The sequence below is a fragment of the Bacteroides ihuae genome (assembly GCF_900104585.1).
Taxonomy (GTDB): Bacteria; Bacteroidota; Bacteroidia; order Bacteroidales; family Bacteroidaceae; genus Bacteroides; species Bacteroides ihuae.
Map to the genome: position 1 here is coordinate 337203 of NZ_FNVX01000006.1, position 17808 is coordinate 355010.

The following is a 17808-nucleotide window of genomic DNA, read 5'->3' on the forward strand; positions in this document are numbered from 1 at the left end:
AAAAATAGGCCTTTTTAATGAATTAAGGACAATGAAGTGAAGGTTAATTTAGAACCTCCACTTTGCTTGATGCTGAATGTGAAGCATATTCGGGCGCATAAGCAGATTGAATTGTAGCCAATCCGGACTCGTACACGCCAGCTCTACTTACTGTGTATCCATATTCCAATACATATATTCCTTTTTTCAGAGAATCAAAAAAGAAATTAGTCGAAGCCTCTTTTATATCCACATAATATCCTGTGCCTGAATTCCATTGGTAACCAGAAATCGAATTGATGGGTTCAAAGCAAGAAGCACGTTGATCTTTCAGTTGCACAAAATCCATCGAACGATCCAAGCGAATGGTTAGCCGAACTACAACCTTGTCTCCAATAGCTAATTTCGATTCGGACGATAAAGGATATAATTGTTTAGTGTTGTTTGCAATGCGCTCCACATAAAGCCTCTTTTCAACGTTGAGTTCTTTACCCTGCTGCTGTAGCTTATTCATCTCTTCACGATACTGCGCATATACAGCACCCCAAGCAATACCTTCATCTAATTTCTCCACTTTAATACTCGAGAGTTTCTCTATTGTTTGTGCATCGGTAATTACCTCCTTCACGTAGCCCAATCCTTGAGTCGCCTGCTGAGGTTCTATTTTCTTTGCACCAAGAGTAATGCGTACTTTCCCTTGATTATCCAGCAAACTCTTAGCCCGATAGAGTAAGGCATATACAGCGTCAACCGTCGCTACAGGTGAACTCCATTGTTGAGTTTGCTTTTGTTTGAGTAGCCACAACTTCATCTCTTCTACCGAAGTCGTGTCACCATCGACCATATCAAAAGCCTCCATCACTGCAACATGAACAGGTATTCTCAGACTATTCCAAGCATAAGGACTTTCATTGAAAGCAAAATGCATACCTTGCTCATCTGTTTGAACCGCATATTCTTTTAACGAAGCAATAAATGCTTCTGCTTCCTTTGTCCGCCCCGCAGAATGAAGAACAATAGCGGAATGTGCTTTTTCTGTGAGTGAAGAGGAAGAAAGAGATTGACTGATCTTTGCCAAGAAATAATCGTAAGCACTCTTGTTTGATTCTCGTACTTTCTCATTAGATAATGATAATAAATAAAGATAATCTAATGCTTCACCAGAAATACCGATGGATTTATGCCCTGATTTCTCTGCCTTGATGATTGCTTTATACTCTTTCAAAGCCTCAGCATGTAGGTAATTTAGAGCCGCCTTTTGCATCACTAGAGCATCTCCATCTAAAGGAGTCCCGATTAATCGGGTCAGGCGAGCCAGAGTCTCTACCACATAACTAGTAATGTATCGACTTCCGTTCATACCCTTATACCAAGTCCATGAACCATTGGAAAGCTGAAGTTCTTTCAGTTTGGTCAATGCAGTCACATTCTTATTTTGTATATTATTCAAATCAAAAAGAGTAGCAATTCGCTCCTTTTGCTCTGCTTCATTCGTCGCTTCCGCCAACCAAGGAGATTCTTCCAAAAGAATATTTTTCACCTCCTGATTCTTTTGTAAATTACTAAGGAACGTCTCTTTTGTTCCTCCTTGCATTTTCCATGCATCAAACTTTGCTTTTACCTTTGGTTGCGTATTTACTATAAATGCAGCAAGCGCATTTGCATAATAAGTAGCAGCCCACGAAATAGCATTATCATTGGTTGGTAAACTAAGAGAAGGCAACGCTTGCACAGCATACCATGCCGGATTAGAAGTAAACTCAACGGTCAACCTTTTTCCGGTAGCCGTCTTGCTTCCTTGATTAAATAATTTCTCTAAAGAAAAATCGCGTGTTTCTCCACCACGTATAGGCATAGCCAAGCTTTCCGTTACATTTTGTTTATTGCTCAGCACAGGAAGAACATGTTGTTCACCATCACTGAAGGTATCTCCTTCAGCGATCAATCGGCAACCCAACACATCATATTTGTCGGTTGCAGTGAACAGGAATTGAACACTTTCAGTTTTACCTGCATCAGTAGAGAATTTTTGCTTTTGAGTGGCTATTACTTTTTCAGTTATAGGGTCAAACAAAACAAACTTCACCACACCGGAAATAGATTTTCCTGTCAAGTTGGCTACAGAGGCCGCAACAGACGTCTTGTCGCCTACCCGGACAAAGCGTGGCAGATTGGGAGTAAGCATGAATTCTTTGCTCGTTACGACTTCATCTTCCATTTCAGCAGTAAGCATCCCTTTGGTATGGGCATACCCTCTGAAATTCCAAGTAGTCAAACTTTCAGGCATCGTGAAAGAAAATACAACTTCGCCTTTATCATTAGTGAAAAGTTGTGGATAGAAAAAGGCTGTTTCAGCAAAGTTGGTACGGAGATTCACTTCCGGCGATAATGATTCGTGGCTATCAACGGCCTGAATGGATAAATTGGCAGACGCTTTTCCCTGAACATCTAAAGCAACATATTTCACCTCAACCTTGCCCGCAGGAACTCCTCTTGCGCGCATATTAGAAGATTTAGTTGATGCAGCATATTGCATAAAATTGTTTTGCCCAGTATTGACAAAGGAATCGTAATCAAGAGAAGGAATCGTAAATCCATTATTAAGAAAGTTCCACCCATAATAATTAGCTCCCCAGTAATAGTCGTTCCAATTAACAAAAGGTAATCGCCTAGAGTAAGCAATATTGAGGGATTGATTGTTTTTCCATATTTTATCTAATGAAGCATCATACATTGTCGCCAGCATTTCAGCTACAGCAGGCACCCCTTGTGGCGTTCTAAGTGTCAACTTCCACTCTTCTTTTTCTCCGGGACGAAGTTTATCACGAAAAACGGCCCATTTCGCAACCAACGTCTTCTCGGGCATTCTCTTCATCACATCGACTCCTTGCTGATACAATTCCCCGTTTTTCACAAAACCAAAGAGAATTTTTAAACCATCCCCGTATTCTGTCTTATAGGGTATATCGAATCGTTTCACTGAATCTGAAAGGTTTAATATAGTACTCTCTAATCTTTTATTCCCACTAAAAACATCCATCATCACATATGCATCTTTTTCGGATGTACCGAATACAAATGTTGCGGGATGTGAAGCATCAAAAGAAGTGTTTACCGCATAATACCATACGGTTGACTGTTCAGCCGGACGAGTATCCGACATAGAGAACAACACCACTTTTTGTTCGGAAGTAACTGTACGTCCTTTATCATCTTTAGCAGTAAGCACTAATTTGTAAGCGCCCGAAGGAAGAGTTTGCCATGCAGACAAGAGTATTTCTTTGTTAGACACAAAGGAATCTGAGTAGATCGCTACCTCACTTACGGAAGTTTTATTATCCTCGGCAGAAGCATACAATTTATATTCACCATCGATTTTAATGGGCTGGCTATTTAGATTCTTTGCTTCGAAGGTTACCCGAATAGTATCGTCTTTGCATACCCTTTCAGATAGATTTGTAGCAAGCAGTAACGAGTGATCTGCTGCCACCAGAGAAGTTGTAGAACTCTGTGTCTCACCGGTTTTGCTAGTTACCGAAGCTTCAACATTATAAGTATAATACCTTTGACCTTCTTTTTCTCCGGCCTCCTCTTTTAATAAGAAAGGGATCAAGAAAGTTCCGTCTTCTTCCAAATTCACTTCACCTGAAGCTAGTAAGGTTGATTGTTCATAAGCTGTACGCCACGATTTCCACGAGGAGCGAGTTACAGTATATTTGGCAACAACATCTTGCAAAGGTATACCACTATAGCTCTGCGCCAAGCCTTTAACCTGTACAGAATCACCCAATTGAGAAGTTCCCTCCTGAGGAGAAAAAGTGACATTAAATGTAGGACGTTTATATTCTTCTACACGAATAGAAAGCTGTCCATCTTGAGTTCTTAACTCATAAATGCCGTTGAGGCAGGCCGAAGGCAATACAAGTTCGGTGGTAAAGGAGCCAAAATTATTCGTACGAACCTTTCTACGCCCAATCTCCTGTCCATTACTTCCTGTTAATGTTAGTTCATAATCTTGATTGCTTATAACGGCAGCCGTATCAGACAACAAAGAATAGGCTATCCCCTTCACATAAATCGTTTGCCCCGGACGATAAAGGCTACGATCCGTCAAGAGTTTCACCTGCTGTTTAGCTTGTTGATCAGCACTAAAAGAGTAAGCTCCACGATGGATGTTTTGCATAGGCATTGCTTTGTCATTCCCTTTCTCAACAGTAAAATAGTCATATTCTGCGGAAATAGGTAATTCTACTCTACCTTGAGCATCTGCAGTAAGGCTTTTCTTCTCAATTCTTTCTCCTTTCTTATTATCGAATAGACGAATCATAGCACCAGAAACAGGATGCCCCGTTAAAGCATCTAGTGCAATAAACTCTTGTTGATCATCTGGTAACTTACGAGATAGGACCTTAAATTTAGTTGAATAAAAAAAGGACTGATCGGCGTAACCTTCAGCCTTAGCATCCGGAATAATTTGCAGTAAATAGACTCCCTCAATAGGTGCAGTAAAATTCAGAGCAGTATCTTTTAACAAATAATTATTTGGCCGTATTAATGCAAAATGCTTAGAAGCTATTTTCTTACAATATTTTTTATAGAATACCTTATTTATTTTTCCACTTAGTGCAGTAGAATTGGCAGGTAAGTTGACCAGAGAATAAGTAATAGTAAAGCCATCAATGTTTTTATGATTCACACTCAATTTAAGTTCTGACTGAGGATAAACTATTTTATCAGTCTGAACATCAAGATATGGATTCAGTATATCCTGCTTCAAGCTTCTTAACGCATTTACTCTTTTATACTTGGGATATAAATAAATAGCTTCATCACAGAGTTGCAAAGCCAGCGCATTCAATTCTTTGTTACGAGCAAATTCGGCTTTCTCCAAATATGCCTCCACACAGATATCCCTTCCCCTATTAGCTGCAATCAGTTTATCCAATGCCACAACAAAAGGATGCGAATTGAAATCCGCAAGTTCAAACTTTGCAGGAATAATGGAAAATGAATTTATTGTTTGTTGCTGCCATTTCAAACTATCAAGTGAAGCCAATACAATAGCGTTTTGGTTTCCCTTGTTGCGATATGCATTTATCAAGTTTTCATAAATATTGGCAATATTTCTTTTAATAATAGTATCATTACCTAAAGCAGAAATTGAACTTAATGCTGATATACTTCGAGAAGATAATAAATGATACATATCATGCTGATAATAAGCACTTGCTTCTCCCTCTTCAGTAAAAGGGACGTATGATGTCGAAGAAGCATTTAGCAGCAGTAGCGAATCTTGAAGAGCAGCTTGAACATGTTCTTGTATCTTATGCACAAACAAATTGCCACTCCATGCCCTAATATCTGTCATCTGATCATCATCTACTATATCAGTACGTTGACGAAGTTGCCACAAATTGGATGCTGCATAGTCAGCATAAATTTCAGCAACTAAAGAATTCAAGATGGCTCTATCCAGAGGAACTGTTGTTGCCTTAATCCACTGTTCCATATCTTTAAGACGAACGTAAAAGCTATCAGGCGTATGTATCTGCTGATAATTCATCCCACACATGTACGCTTTCAACATTTGTGGAGAATTTCGTTCGGCCTCTGCCTTACTAAATATACCTTCAGCAAGTTTAATCATCGTTTGAGGAAGAGCTCTTTTCTGAGCTTCTTCAACCTGTTTCCAACGCTTATCATAAGACTGAGCACAAACAAATGTGCTCAAAGTTGTAATAAATATAACAATAATAAATTTCAGTTTCATACTCTTGTCGTTTAAGTCTAAGCTTTATAGACAAAGAAAAGAATTTTAGTCTGAATAAAAGTTCTTTAATGAGTGTTTTTTAGAGAAAACATGTTAATTTTGCAACTCTAAGTATTTTAAAAACAAGATTTATTTAAAGACTATTCATGAAAAAATTAGGACTTAACAAGATCGCCGATGTCTTGTTAATAGTAGAAACTCTTCTAAATTCGTCGTGCGTTAATGAGATATCAGGTTATAAATCTGATGAAGAAAAAACACCGATCAAGCTATCTTCGAGTATTTTAGACGTAAAAACTCAAACAGCAGAAAACAGCTTTAAAGAAAAGGATGCGATTGGACTTTTCGTAATAGTTCAGTCTAAAACATTAAGCCAGAGTAGGTATGTTGATAACATGCGTTTTTTATACTCATTGCAATCGGGTTTTATACCTGATCAAGAAATCTATTATCCTGAAGAAGGCTCAGTATGTGATTTTATCAGCTACTACCCTTATAAAGCGACAGGAATACATGCAAAAAGTAGTAAAATGGACGTTGCGGTAGAAAGCAATCAAATTGCTGATGACAATTTTTCATCTTCAGACTTTATGGTAGCTCAAGCTACTGGCATAACTCCTAGCGACAACCCTGTTGACTTGCAACACCACCATCTTTTTTGCAAATTGAAGATTGTCTTAAAAACTCAAAATGAGCCTGACATTAAGGCTCTATTTACAAGTAATCCAGAGGTCTCTATTAGCAATATCTACACCAATGCAACCTATGATTTCAACACAAATGCACTGGATCTCTTAAAGGTAGAAAAATCGATGATTCCACATGGAAAATGGGTTCTCTCAGGAGATAGCTTAGTAGGCAAAGAGATTATCTTAATACCTCAACCAATAGAAAATAAACCGCTCACATTCACTCTAAAGTTAGACGAAGGGATTTATACGACATCCATAAGTGAGAACCTATCTCTTAGATCCGGTGAATCTCATGAAGTAGCCATTAACTATGACAACTTAAGCAAAAGCATTAGTAGCAGCCTAAATCCAACAATATTACCTTGGAAAGATAGTGGCAAAACAGATATTACTGTCAAAGGAATAACAAATATTGTTTCTATAGCTGATTTAACCTTTCAAGAATCGAATGTATACAAAGTCATGTGCAATGGAATACAGATAGCTGAAGTATGTAAAGAATATCTCCTATCGGATAATATCAATGCGCAAGCCATTGTGGCCTACCCCTTCTTACACGGGAAGAGTGACCTCACAAACGGAACAGTAATCAACATATTGGGAGACACGGAGAATGAGCATGGAGGAAAGGTGTCATGGAACAGCACAACTAATACAATGACTTATATACGAGGAAGTCAAGATATTGTCACCAATTTTTATATTACATCTAGTAATAAGATTTCTTTCATAGAGCCAGTCAGCTCACCTAATATAGCGACAATCGAGAAAGATGAACTCATCGATAGCAGAGGGACGGAAAGTATCGTTTATCCCATAGTAAAAATCGGGACTCAATATTGGATATGCACAAATCTAGAAGCAACCCGATATAATAATGGAAAGAAAATATCAAAAAGAACAGACCTCAGCACTGAAAGTGCTGGATATAGTAAATCAAGCACAACATCCGGCTATATATTTTATAATAAAGGAGCCATAAGCACAGGAAAATTGGCACCGATAGGATGGAGCATACCGAACCAACAAGATTGGAGTAATTTAAAAAATTATATTCAGAATAATACATCAGTTCTTAAAGACAGAACTTCATGGACCACCTCGGAAAATACCAGTACTAACCTGACAGGCTTTAATGCCATTGCAACAGGTCTATTTGACCTAGATGAGCAAGATAGTAGCAAGCTAATTTATGGTTTCAATGGTGAATATACAGGATACTGGGTCATAGGAGATTCAGAAACAACAGTAGCTAAAAAAGCTATATTCATTAAATATTCAACCAACGATATAGTAGAAGGGGAAAATAGTGCAACTTGTGGATATTCAGTGCGCTGTATTCGAAAATAAGAGACTTAGAATTTGAGATTCAGTTATATTCGGATGGAGGAGAAAACCTACCATCCGAATGTACAAACCTGTTTCTTTATTTCTTTAGAGGCGTTTGCTCTAATGTAGCAACAAGAAAATCATAGAATTTAGATACTGAAGGAATATAAGCTCTTTCGTCCGGCGAATGAGGAGAGCGTAAAGTTGGGCCAAAAGAGATCATATCAAGCCCAGCAACATTTGCTCCAATAATGCCACATTCCAATCCTGCATGAATAACTTTAACTGCTGGCTCTACGCCAAATTGCTGTTTATAAGACTCCTTCATAGCATGAAGAATAGGAGAATTCACATCCGGTTGCCATCCAGAATAGCCACCAGTCAATTCTACTTTCATCCCGGCCATCGCAAAGCAAGATTCCAAACTAGTAGTGAGGTATTCTTTCATACTGTCAGAAGAGCTGCGAGCCAAAATTTTAATATCAGCCTTACCTCCACCAATAGTAATGATTGCTAAGTTTGAAGAAGTTTCTACCGTATCCGGAACAGATGGTATCATACGCATTACACCATTCTGGCAAGCAAAAATAGCATCAATCACATTATCTTGAATTTCCTCAGGCGTCTCCCCTTTTGGCAATTCTACTCGCTCGCCTTTGAAGCTAATAGGAGTTTCAATCGCTCCAAACTCTTCATTGAACAGATCTTCGCAGTATTTCACCAAGCTCAATAATTCTTCTTCATTCTCCGCAGGTATGGTAACAACTGCATGCGCCTCACGTGGAATAGCATTGCGCATATTACCACCTTCCCAGCTAACCAAACGGGCCTCATAACTGGCTACTGCCTCACGTAAGAAACGAACTAATAGCTTATTCGCATTTGCTCTACCTTGATTTATCTCTAAACCTGAATGACCACCTCGTAGACCTTTCAATATTACTTTTACTGCTATATCGCCCCCTTCAGGTTCCACTTCTTTATATTCAATAGAAGCAGTAACGTCCATACCGCCAGCACAACCAATATAAAGTTCGCCTTCATCTTCAGAATCAAGATTAAGCATTATTTCTCCATTCAAAGTCCCTGGTTTAAGGCCAAAAGCACCATACATACCTGTTTCTTCATCTTTTGTAATTAAAGCTTCAAGAGGACCATGCTTTAATGTCTGATCTTCGAGAACAGCCATAATAGCTGCCACGCCCAAGCCATCATCAGCTCCAAGAGTGGTTCCTTTGGCTTTCACCCAATCACCATCGATATAAGTTTCAATCGGATCTGTTTCAAAATTATGCACAGTGTCGTTATTCTTCTGAGGCACCATATCCATGTGAGCCTGCAGAATTACACCTTTTCTGTTTTCCATGCCGGGAGTAGCCGGTTTGCGAATGATCACATTCCCCACTTCATCGGTAAATGATTCTAATCCCAAGCCTTTTCCAAAGTCCAGCAAAAACGCGGTTATTGGTTTCATAAAGCCTGATGGACGAGGTATTTGAGTCAATGAATGGAAATGATTCCACACTTTTTGTGGAGCTAATGACTGAATTGTTTTCATACGTTCTGTTTTTTATTTATAAACGGCAAAGCCGCTAAACCATATACTCCCAACAAAACTACTAAAAAGGTTTGAATACTATGCACAAGCAAAGCAAATATTCCTGCATCGGTAGCATTCACTCCGTACAACATCATCATAGAGATAACAGCAAAATGCCAAGGCCCTGCACCATTAGGTGTCGGCACAATCACAGCAAAGCTACCTCCTACAAACATTACCAATCCAGCCAATACACCTAAATCGGAAGTAAAAGAAAAGCAAAAGAATGTAATGTAGAATTGCATAAAATAGCAAAACCAAATAAGAATAGTATAAAGAACAAAAAGAGGAATATTTTCAACCCCTTTCAAAGAAATAATACCTTCCCAGACATTAAGCACAATACCTTTTACTTTCTCAAAAAATGATAACGTACGCATCAAATAATACACTAGAACTCCTACGCCTATTATGCAAAGCAGTACGATATAAAGTTGAACAGAAGTAAAGAGCTTTCCGATGGAATTAATATCTGTTCCGGTTTCCTCAAAAAAACGATTAAAAATATTGATCTGCAGCATTAGCGTAACCGCCGTAATTAGGACCACACACAGCGAATCAATCAATCGTTCAGTGACAACAGTACCCAAAGATTTAGAAAACGATACACCATCATATTTCGAGAGCACACCACAACGAGACACCTCTCCTACTCTGGGAAGAAGCAAATTAGCAGCATAAGATATAAATATAGCATTTACACAATTAGCGGTTTTCGGAAATACACCAAGTGGAGCTAACGTTTGTTTCCAACGCCATCCACGAAACACATGACTAAACACTCCAAAAACCAGCGAAAGAAGCATCCACCACCAGTTTAATCCATTAACAAGAACATCACCGGCTTTTGTAAAATCAAAATCACGATATACCCAGAAGAGAATAAACCCTCCTAAAACAAGTGGCAGGATAAGCTTAAGCGCCTTTTTTACTAGTTTCTTCATTCTTTGTTCTTAATTCTTCATTTAAAAGAATTACCTTTGTCTGCTGCAAAGATAACACGTTATCTGCAAACCATTTAACAATAAACATTAAAATGTGAAGGAATGAGATTAGTAAAACCCAAAAAGTTTTTAGGCCAACATTTTTTGAAAGATTTGAAAGTTGCTCAAGATATAGCCGATACTGTAGATACTTTCCCTGAACTTCCTATTTTAGAAGTTGGCCCGGGAATGGGGGTGCTCACTCAGTTTCTTGTAAAGAAAGAGCGTACGGTTAAAGTTGTTGAAGTAGATTTCGAATCAGTCGCTTATCTTAGAGAAGCCTATCCTTCACTCGAAGAACATATCATTGAAGACGATTTCCTAAAAATGAATCTACAACGAACATTTGAAGGGAAACCATTTGTATTAACAGGCAATTATCCATACAATATATCAAGCCAAATATTCTTCAAGATGCTTGATAACAAAGATCTGATACCTTGTTGCACTGGAATGATACAAAAAGAAGTGGCTGAAAGAATTGCTGCTGGCCCTGGTAACAAAACCTACGGAATAATGAGTATACTTATACAAGCTTGGTACAAAGTCGAATATCTTTTTACTGTCAGCGAACAAGTCTTCAACCCTCCTCCTAAGGTGAAGAGCGCAGTCATACGCATGACGAGAAATGAAACAAAGAACCTTGGGTGCGATGAGAAATTATTTAAACTGGTAGTCAAAACCACCTTTAACCAGCGCAGAAAGACATTAAGGAACTCTATAAAGCCAATTCTTGGAAAAGACAGTCCGCTTACGCAAGATTTAATATTCAACAAAAGGCCAGAACAGCTTTCGGTACAAGAATTCATCGAATTAACCAATCGGGTAGAACAAGAATTAGCGACTTCTCAAGAAGAAAATGGTCAATAATCATAAAGCTTCAATTTTTAAAGAGTAAGTAAAGTGAACGAAGAATACATTGACAACGTTAAAGCACTCATCGGACAAAAAGAAGCCGATAAGGTTAAGGAACTACTTATTGACCTCCACCCGGCCGATATAGCAGAGTTGTGCAATGAAATAAATACAGAAGAAGCAATATTTATTTATCGCTTGTTAGACAATGAAACAGCAGCAGACGTCTTGGTGGAGATGGACGAAGAGGCACGCAAAGAATTTCTAGAGATATTACCTTCAGAAACTATCGCAAAACGCTTTCTCGACTATATGGATACCGATGATGCAGTAGAGCTTATGCGGGATCTTGACGAAGATAAACAAGAAGAAATTCTTTCTCACATAGAAGATATCGAGCAAGCAGGAGATATTGTTGATTTGTTGAAGTATGATGAAGACACAGCTGGTGGATTAATGGGCACTGAGATGGTAACCGTTAATGAAAACTGGAGTATGCCCGAATGCCTGAAAGAGATGCGTCTGCAAGCTGAAGAGCTAGACGAAATATACTATGTCTATGTAGTCGATGACGATGAAAGACTACGAGGAGTCTTCCCCTTAAAAAAAATGATCACTTCGCCTTCTGTTTCTAAAGTAAAACACGTGATGAAAAAAGACCCTATCTCCATTAGGGTTGATACACCGATAGACGAAGTAGTACAAACAATAGAAAAGTATGACCTAGTCGCTGTGCCTATTGTCGATAGCATCGGACGCTTAGTTGGGCAAATAACCGTAGATGACGTTATGGACGAAGTTCGCGAACAATCAGAACGTGACTATCAGTTAGCTTCCGGTCTTTCACAGGACGTAGAAACTGACGACAACGTGCTACGCCAAACCTCTGCTCGTTTACCTTGGCTTCTCATAGGTATGCTAGGTGGAATCGGTAATTCAATGATACTAGGAAATTTCGGTGCCACTTTTGCCTCCCACCCGGAAATGGCTCTTTACATCCCACTCATTGGAGGTACAGGAGGAAACGTAGGAACACAGTCATCTGCGCTCATTGTCCAAGGTCTAGCCAACAGTTCATTAGATATAAAAGACACCTTTAAACAGATTACAAAAGAATCGGTTGTTGCAATCATCAATGCTACAATCATCTCATTATTGGTCTATGTTTATAACTTTATTCGTTTCGGAGCAACAGCCACCGTAACCTATTCCGTCTCCATCAGCCTGTTCGCAGTAGTTATGTTTGCATCTATATTCGGGACATTCGTGCCCATGACACTCGAGAAGTTAAAAATAGACCCAGCTATTGCGACAGGTCCCTTTATCTCAATCACGAATGACATTATTGGCATGATGCTCTACATGGGAATCACTGTTTTATTATCCTAAAATAGATAAAAGCAAAAAAAGACGAGAAAAAATTATGAGGTAATTGTTTTATTTCATTAATTTGTGAGCTAATGTAATTAAAAGGTTAAATCCTTTTCCCAAAACAAAAATACAATGATGGACTCTCATGACACTAATCCGCCTTTGGAACAAGGAGATTTAGAAGAAGAAAAAAATGTAGCTGAGGTTTCAGAAACGCAAACGATGGAAACTCAAGCGGAGAATACTAACGCGGAGACACAACCTGAGTCAGTATCAAAACCGACTAAAGAAAGTGTGTTAAAACGGCTAAACGAGCTTGCTAGCGATCACAAGAGTGCAAGCAAAATAGAACTTGACACATTGAAACAGACTTTCTATAAGCTCCATAACGCAGAACAAGAAGCTGATAAAAAAGTATTTGTCAATAATGGCGGCAATGAACAAGATTACACTCCTAAAAATGATGAATTGGAGAATGAATTTAAAAACGTAATGTCTGTCATTAAAGAAAAAAGAAGTACACTAACCGCCGAAATAGAAAAGCAAAAAGAAGATAACCTTGAGATAAAACTTTCAATCTTAGCTAAACTAAAAGAATTAGTTGAGTCATCAGAAGATGCTAACAGATCATATAATGAATTCAAAAGATTGCAACAGCAATGGAATGAAATAAGGCTTATTCCACAGGCGAAAGTAAATGAACTCTGGAAAAGCTATCAGCTCTATGTGGAAAAATTCTATGATATTCTAAAACTCAACAACGAATTTCGCGACTATGACTTTAAAAAAAATCTAGAAATAAAGAGCAAACTTTGCGAAACGGCAGAGAAACTAATAGAAGAGCCAGATGTAGTATCTGCTTTTCACCAATTACAGAAACTTCACCAAGAATTCAGAGATACAGGACCTGTAGCTAAAGATTTGAGAGATGAAGTTTGGGCTCGATTCAAAGCTGCTTCCACACAAGTAAATCGCCGTCACCAAGAACATTTTGAGGAGCTTAAAGAAGTTGAGCAACACAATCTTGATCAAAAGACAGTTATCTGCGAAATTGTAGAAACAATAGAATATACCGAATTAACAACATTCACAGCTTGGGAGAACAGAACCCAAGAAATCATTGCCCTACAAAGCAAATGGAAAACAATTGGCTTTGCACCTCAAAAAATGAATGTGAAAATCTTTGAGCGCTTTAGAAAAGCATGCGATGGCTTTTTTAAGAAAAAGAGCGAATTTTATAAACTCCTTAAAGAAAGCATGACCGAGAACTTGGAAAAGAAGAAGGCGCTGTGCGAAAAAGCAGAAGCATTAAAGGATAACACCGACTGGAAGGAAACATCCGAAATTCTTACTAAGTTACAAAAAGAATGGAAAACTGTCGGCCCGGTAACAAAGAAGTACTCAGACGCAATATGGAATCGATTTATTGGTGCTTGCGATTACTTCTTTGAACAGAAAAATAAGGCTACATCATCACTACGCACCGGAGAGTTTGAAAACCTAGAAAAGAAAAAAGAAATTATAGACAAGCTGATTGCGCTCAAAGATTCGTCCGTAACTGACGAAGCGAACCAATTAGTACGCGAACTCATTAAAGAATGGAATTCTGTGGGACACGTTCCTTTTAAGGAAAAAGATAGAATCTATAAGCAGTTTCATGCGCTAATTGATGAGATATTTGAACGCTTCAACTTAAGTCTTTCCGATAAAAAACTAAGCAATTTTAAATCTGCGATTAGCACTATTCAAGGAGGCCATCAATCTCTCTATAAAGAGCGTGAAAGACTTATCCGAATATACGAGAATATGAAGAACGAGCTACACACTTATGAGAATAATTTAGGCTTCTTGAGCTCCTCTTCTCAAAAAGGCAATAGCTTATTGACCGAAATAAATCGAAAAGTGGAAAAATTGAAGGCAGACCTAGAACTGACGCTCCAGAAAATTCATGTAATAGACGAATCGGCCAAAGAAGAGTAATTAAGGACAATTTATATGAGGATGTCTAACCCAGAGGGCATCCTTTTCTTTTTTACATCCACAAGCATATCCAACCAGAATATAGGGCAACCTTCAGCTCCACATTATCAATTTCCATCTGATTAAAATTTCACTGCTTATCCATTCGTTTACCCAGTAAATCTATATTTCAATAGATGAGTTGAGATAATCGAGTAATAGGAAAACTTCTTCATTTCCCTACTACTTCATTTTCCGACCTCTCACGCCACCACGCATGCCCTCGGCACGTGGCGGTTTATTAAACATGGCGAGACTTGTAATTTCTTTGAAATCTTCCATGCTTCCCTAAAGCACATACGTATGCTGAAACGTATCCATTCGTCCAAGCTGAGAAGAAAAGACTTACAATCAGCTAGTTTGTAATAGCTGCACCAACCAATCGTTATTTGAAATAACTGTTGTAAGCGAACTTGCGCCCTAAAGTTATCGCCCATGCTGGCCCAACATAAAAAAGCAGAAATTGCTTGTACAATTTCTGCTTTTTTATGTTGGGCTACCAGGATTCGAACCTGGAACATCAGGACCAGAATCTGAAGTGTTACCATTACACCATAGCCCATTGATTTATTTCGGGTGCAAAGATACAAATAAATTGTAAACCAAAAACTTTTTTCAACCTTTTTATCCAGAAAGTCTCTAACAGACGTTACTACTGTGGAAACATCCCTTAAAAAAAAACAAAAAAAGGATTAGATTTATCTAGTAACTTACATTGGTATAATAATTCAGTGTATCTTTGTAAAAGATATCGAGATAACGTACGGGAACAATGATTCCACTTTCATTGTTATACTGAAAAGAAAAATTAAAACTCACTTATAGATGAACGAAGCAAAAGCATTATTAGAAAAAATCAAAGAAGGTATTCAAGAGAAAAAAGGTAAGAATATTATTATAGCAGACCTTACTAACATAGGAGACACAATATGCAATTACTTTGTGATCTGCCAAGGTAATTCGCCAAGCCAAGTAAGTGCCATTGTTGATTCGATCAAAGAGTTCACTAGAAAAGGGGTGAACACCAAACCTTTTGCTGTAGACGGATTAAATAATGCCGAATGGGTAGCAATGGACTATTCAGACATATTGGTACACGTCTTTCTCCCCGAAACAAGAACATTTTATAACTTAGAACATCTTTGGGCAGATGCTAAATTAACAACTATTCCCGATATTGACTAACTAAGCAAGATGGATAATAAAAAGAAACCAAATAAAGTAAATATGCCCCGGTTTAATATTAGCTGGATGTATATGATTATAGCACTAATGCTTTTAGCGCTGTATTTTACTAATGAGAACAGCTCAGTAAGCAAGACAACTTCCTATGATGAATTTCAACAATATGTTCGCAGTGGATATGTTAATAAAATAATTGGTTATGATGACAACACGGTTGAAGCTTATATCAAACCTTATTTTGTGAAAGATGTATTCAAAGAAGATTCTAATCGTGTAGGCAAGAATCCGATGATATCCACTGAAGCCCCTTCACGGGAGAGTTTGGGTGAGTTTCTTCAAAAAGAAAGAGATGAGGCTCGCTTTAATGGCTCAGTAAGCTACGAAAAAAAGAAAGACTACTTCAGTGTCATTTTATGGAACGTACTACCTATAGTCTTTTTAATTGGACTATGGTTATTTTTCATGCGCAGAATGAGCGGTGGCGGCAATGGAGCTGGCGGAGTCTTCAACGTTGGAAAATCAAAAGCACAACTCTTTGAAAAAGGAGGTTCGATAAAGGTCACATTCAAAGATGTTGCCGGCTTAGCAGAGGCTAAACAAGAAATTGAAGAAATTGTAGAGTTTTTAAAAGAGCCCCAAAAATACACTAATCTAGGAGGAAAAATCCCAAAGGGAGCACTACTCGTAGGCCCTCCGGGAACAGGTAAAACATTACTAGCCAAAGCTGTAGCGGGAGAAGCAAATGTACCATTTTTCTCTTTATCTGGTTCCGATTTCGTTGAAATGTTTGTTGGCGTAGGCGCATCTCGTGTCCGAGACCTATTTAAACAAGCAAAAGAAAAAGCTCCTTGTATTGTGTTTATTGACGAAATTGATGCAGTAGGAAGAGCACGTGGAAAAAATCCTAGCATGGGCGGAAACGACGAACGGGAAAACACACTAAACCAACTCCTTACAGAGATGGATGGTTTTGGTTCAAACAGTGGAGTGATCATTCTTGCTGCAACCAATCGTGTGGATGTACTGGATAAAGCTTTATTACGTGCCGGAAGGTTTGATCGCCAGATACATGTTGACCTCCCCGACTTGAATGAAAGAAAAGAAGTTTTCGGAGTGCACTTGCGCCCCATTAAAATAGATGAATCAGTCGATGTTGATCTCTTATCTCGTCAAACTCCGGGCTTTTCGGGTGCCGACATAGCCAATGTTTGTAATGAAGCAGCTCTTATTGCTGCAAGGCACGGCAAAAAGTTTGTTGATAAACAAGATTTTCTTGATGCTGTAGATCGTATAATTGGTGGATTAGAGAAGAAAAGCAAAATTACCACTGAAGAAGAACGTCGCACTATTGCACTCCATGAAGCTGGACATGCGAGCTTATCATGGTTACTAGAACATGCCAATCCGCTAATCAAAGTAACCATCGTACCTCGTGGACGGGCCTTAGGCGCAGCGTGGTACCTACCCGAAGAAAGGCAAATCACGACCAAAGAGCAAATGCTTGATGAAATGTGCGCTACTCTTGGTGGGCGGGCAGCAGAAAATCTGTTTATTGGTAGAATCTCGACAGGAGCTATGAACGACTTGGAACGCGTTACAAAACAAGCCTATGGAATGATAGCTTATCTAGGTATGAGCGACAAACTTCCTAATCTTTGCTATTATAACAATGATGAATATTCATTCAATAGGCCCTACAGTGAACGAACAGCAGAGCTTATAGATGAGGAAGTAAAGCTGATGATAAATGAACAATACGAACGTGCTAAACAAATTCTTTCGATGCACAAAGAAGGACATAATAAATTGGCTGCTCTGTTGATCGAAAAAGAAGTTATATTTGCTGAAGATGTAGAACAGATATTTGGTAAGCGTGTTTGGACTTCACGTTCAGAAGAGATCATGGCAGCTGAATTACGTAAGAAGCCAGAAATTGGAACGAAAATAACTGAGGAGAAGCCGAAAAAAAGCGCTATCGAATTAAACTCAGAATCGGAAGCTGAAGTCAAAAAACCTCTAAATTAA

At 38.5% G+C, this 17808-nt stretch carries 10 protein-coding genes and 1 tRNA gene; 6 read left to right on the plus strand and 5 right to left on the minus strand.

Annotated elements, in window-relative coordinates; genetic code table 11:
* Positions 1-43: 43 nt before the first annotated feature.
* Positions 44-5749, minus strand: coding sequence for an alpha-2-macroglobulin family protein (locus BQ5338_RS12135; RefSeq protein ID WP_071147104.1), 5706 nt, complete (start codon positions 5747-5749; stop codon positions 44-46).
* 146 nt (positions 5750-5895) lie between these two features.
* On the opposite strand from BQ5338_RS12135, the gene BQ5338_RS12140 reads away from it, so the two are divergent.
* Entirely contained in the window at positions 5896-7791 is a 1896-nt protein-coding gene (locus tag BQ5338_RS12140; RefSeq protein WP_071147105.1) for a fimbrillin family protein, read from the plus strand.
* Positions 7792-7867: 76 nt separating this feature from the next.
* Here BQ5338_RS12140 and BQ5338_RS12145 read toward each other — a convergent pair whose 3' ends face one another.
* Both BQ5338_RS12145 and BQ5338_RS12150 read right to left on the minus strand, forming a co-directional pair.
* On the minus strand, positions 7868-9328 hold the full coding sequence (locus BQ5338_RS12145) for an aminoacyl-histidine dipeptidase (protein ID WP_071147106.1): 1461 nt from the start codon (positions 9326-9328) through the stop codon (positions 7868-7870).
* Entirely contained in the window at positions 9325-10314 is a 990-nt protein-coding gene (locus BQ5338_RS12150; RefSeq protein ID WP_071147107.1) for a lysylphosphatidylglycerol synthase transmembrane domain-containing protein, read from the minus strand. The genes BQ5338_RS12145 and BQ5338_RS12150 overlap by 4 nt, the downstream gene beginning before the upstream one ends.
* 102 nt (positions 10315-10416) lie before the next feature.
* Here BQ5338_RS12150 and rsmA point away from each other — a divergent pair, with 102 nt between their 5' ends.
* From rsmA to BQ5338_RS12165, 3 genes are all read left to right on the plus strand, one after another.
* Positions 10417-11223, plus strand: a complete 807-nt coding sequence (gene rsmA / locus BQ5338_RS12155; RefSeq protein ID WP_071147108.1) for a 16S rRNA (adenine(1518)-N(6)/adenine(1519)-N(6))-dimethyltransferase RsmA — start codon at positions 10417-10419, stop codon at positions 11221-11223.
* 33 nt (positions 11224-11256) lie between these two features.
* Positions 11257-12597, plus strand: coding sequence for a magnesium transporter (gene mgtE / locus BQ5338_RS12160; RefSeq protein ID WP_071147109.1), 1341 nt, complete (start codon positions 11257-11259; stop codon positions 12595-12597).
* 114 nt (positions 12598-12711) lie between these two features.
* On the plus strand, positions 12712-14559 hold the full coding sequence (locus BQ5338_RS12165) for a DUF349 domain-containing protein (protein WP_071147110.1): 1848 nt from the start codon (positions 12712-12714) through the stop codon (positions 14557-14559).
* 242 nt (positions 14560-14801) lie between these two features.
* On the opposite strand, the gene BQ5338_RS17210 is transcribed toward BQ5338_RS12165, so the two are convergent.
* On the minus strand, positions 14802-15119 hold the full coding sequence (locus tag BQ5338_RS17210) for a group II intron maturase-specific domain-containing protein (RefSeq protein WP_078063489.1): 318 nt from the start codon (positions 15117-15119) through the stop codon (positions 14802-14804).
* Positions 15090-15160: transfer RNA gene (locus BQ5338_RS12175), tRNA-Gln, on the minus strand. Before BQ5338_RS12175 ends, BQ5338_RS17210 begins: the two co-directional genes overlap by 30 nt.
* 263 nt (positions 15161-15423) lie before the next feature.
* On the opposite strand from BQ5338_RS12175, the gene rsfS reads away from it, so the two are divergent.
* Both rsfS and ftsH read left to right on the plus strand, forming a co-directional pair.
* The gene (gene rsfS, locus BQ5338_RS12180) at positions 15424-15783 is read left to right on the plus strand and encodes a ribosome silencing factor (protein ID WP_071147112.1); all 360 of its coding nucleotides are present in this window, start codon (positions 15424-15426) and stop codon (positions 15781-15783) included.
* Positions 15784-15792: 9 nt separating this feature from the next.
* Positions 15793-17808: an ATP-dependent zinc metalloprotease FtsH gene (ftsH, locus tag BQ5338_RS12185; RefSeq protein WP_449374821.1), complete on the plus strand. Its 2016-nt coding sequence runs from the start codon at positions 15793-15795 to the stop codon at positions 17806-17808.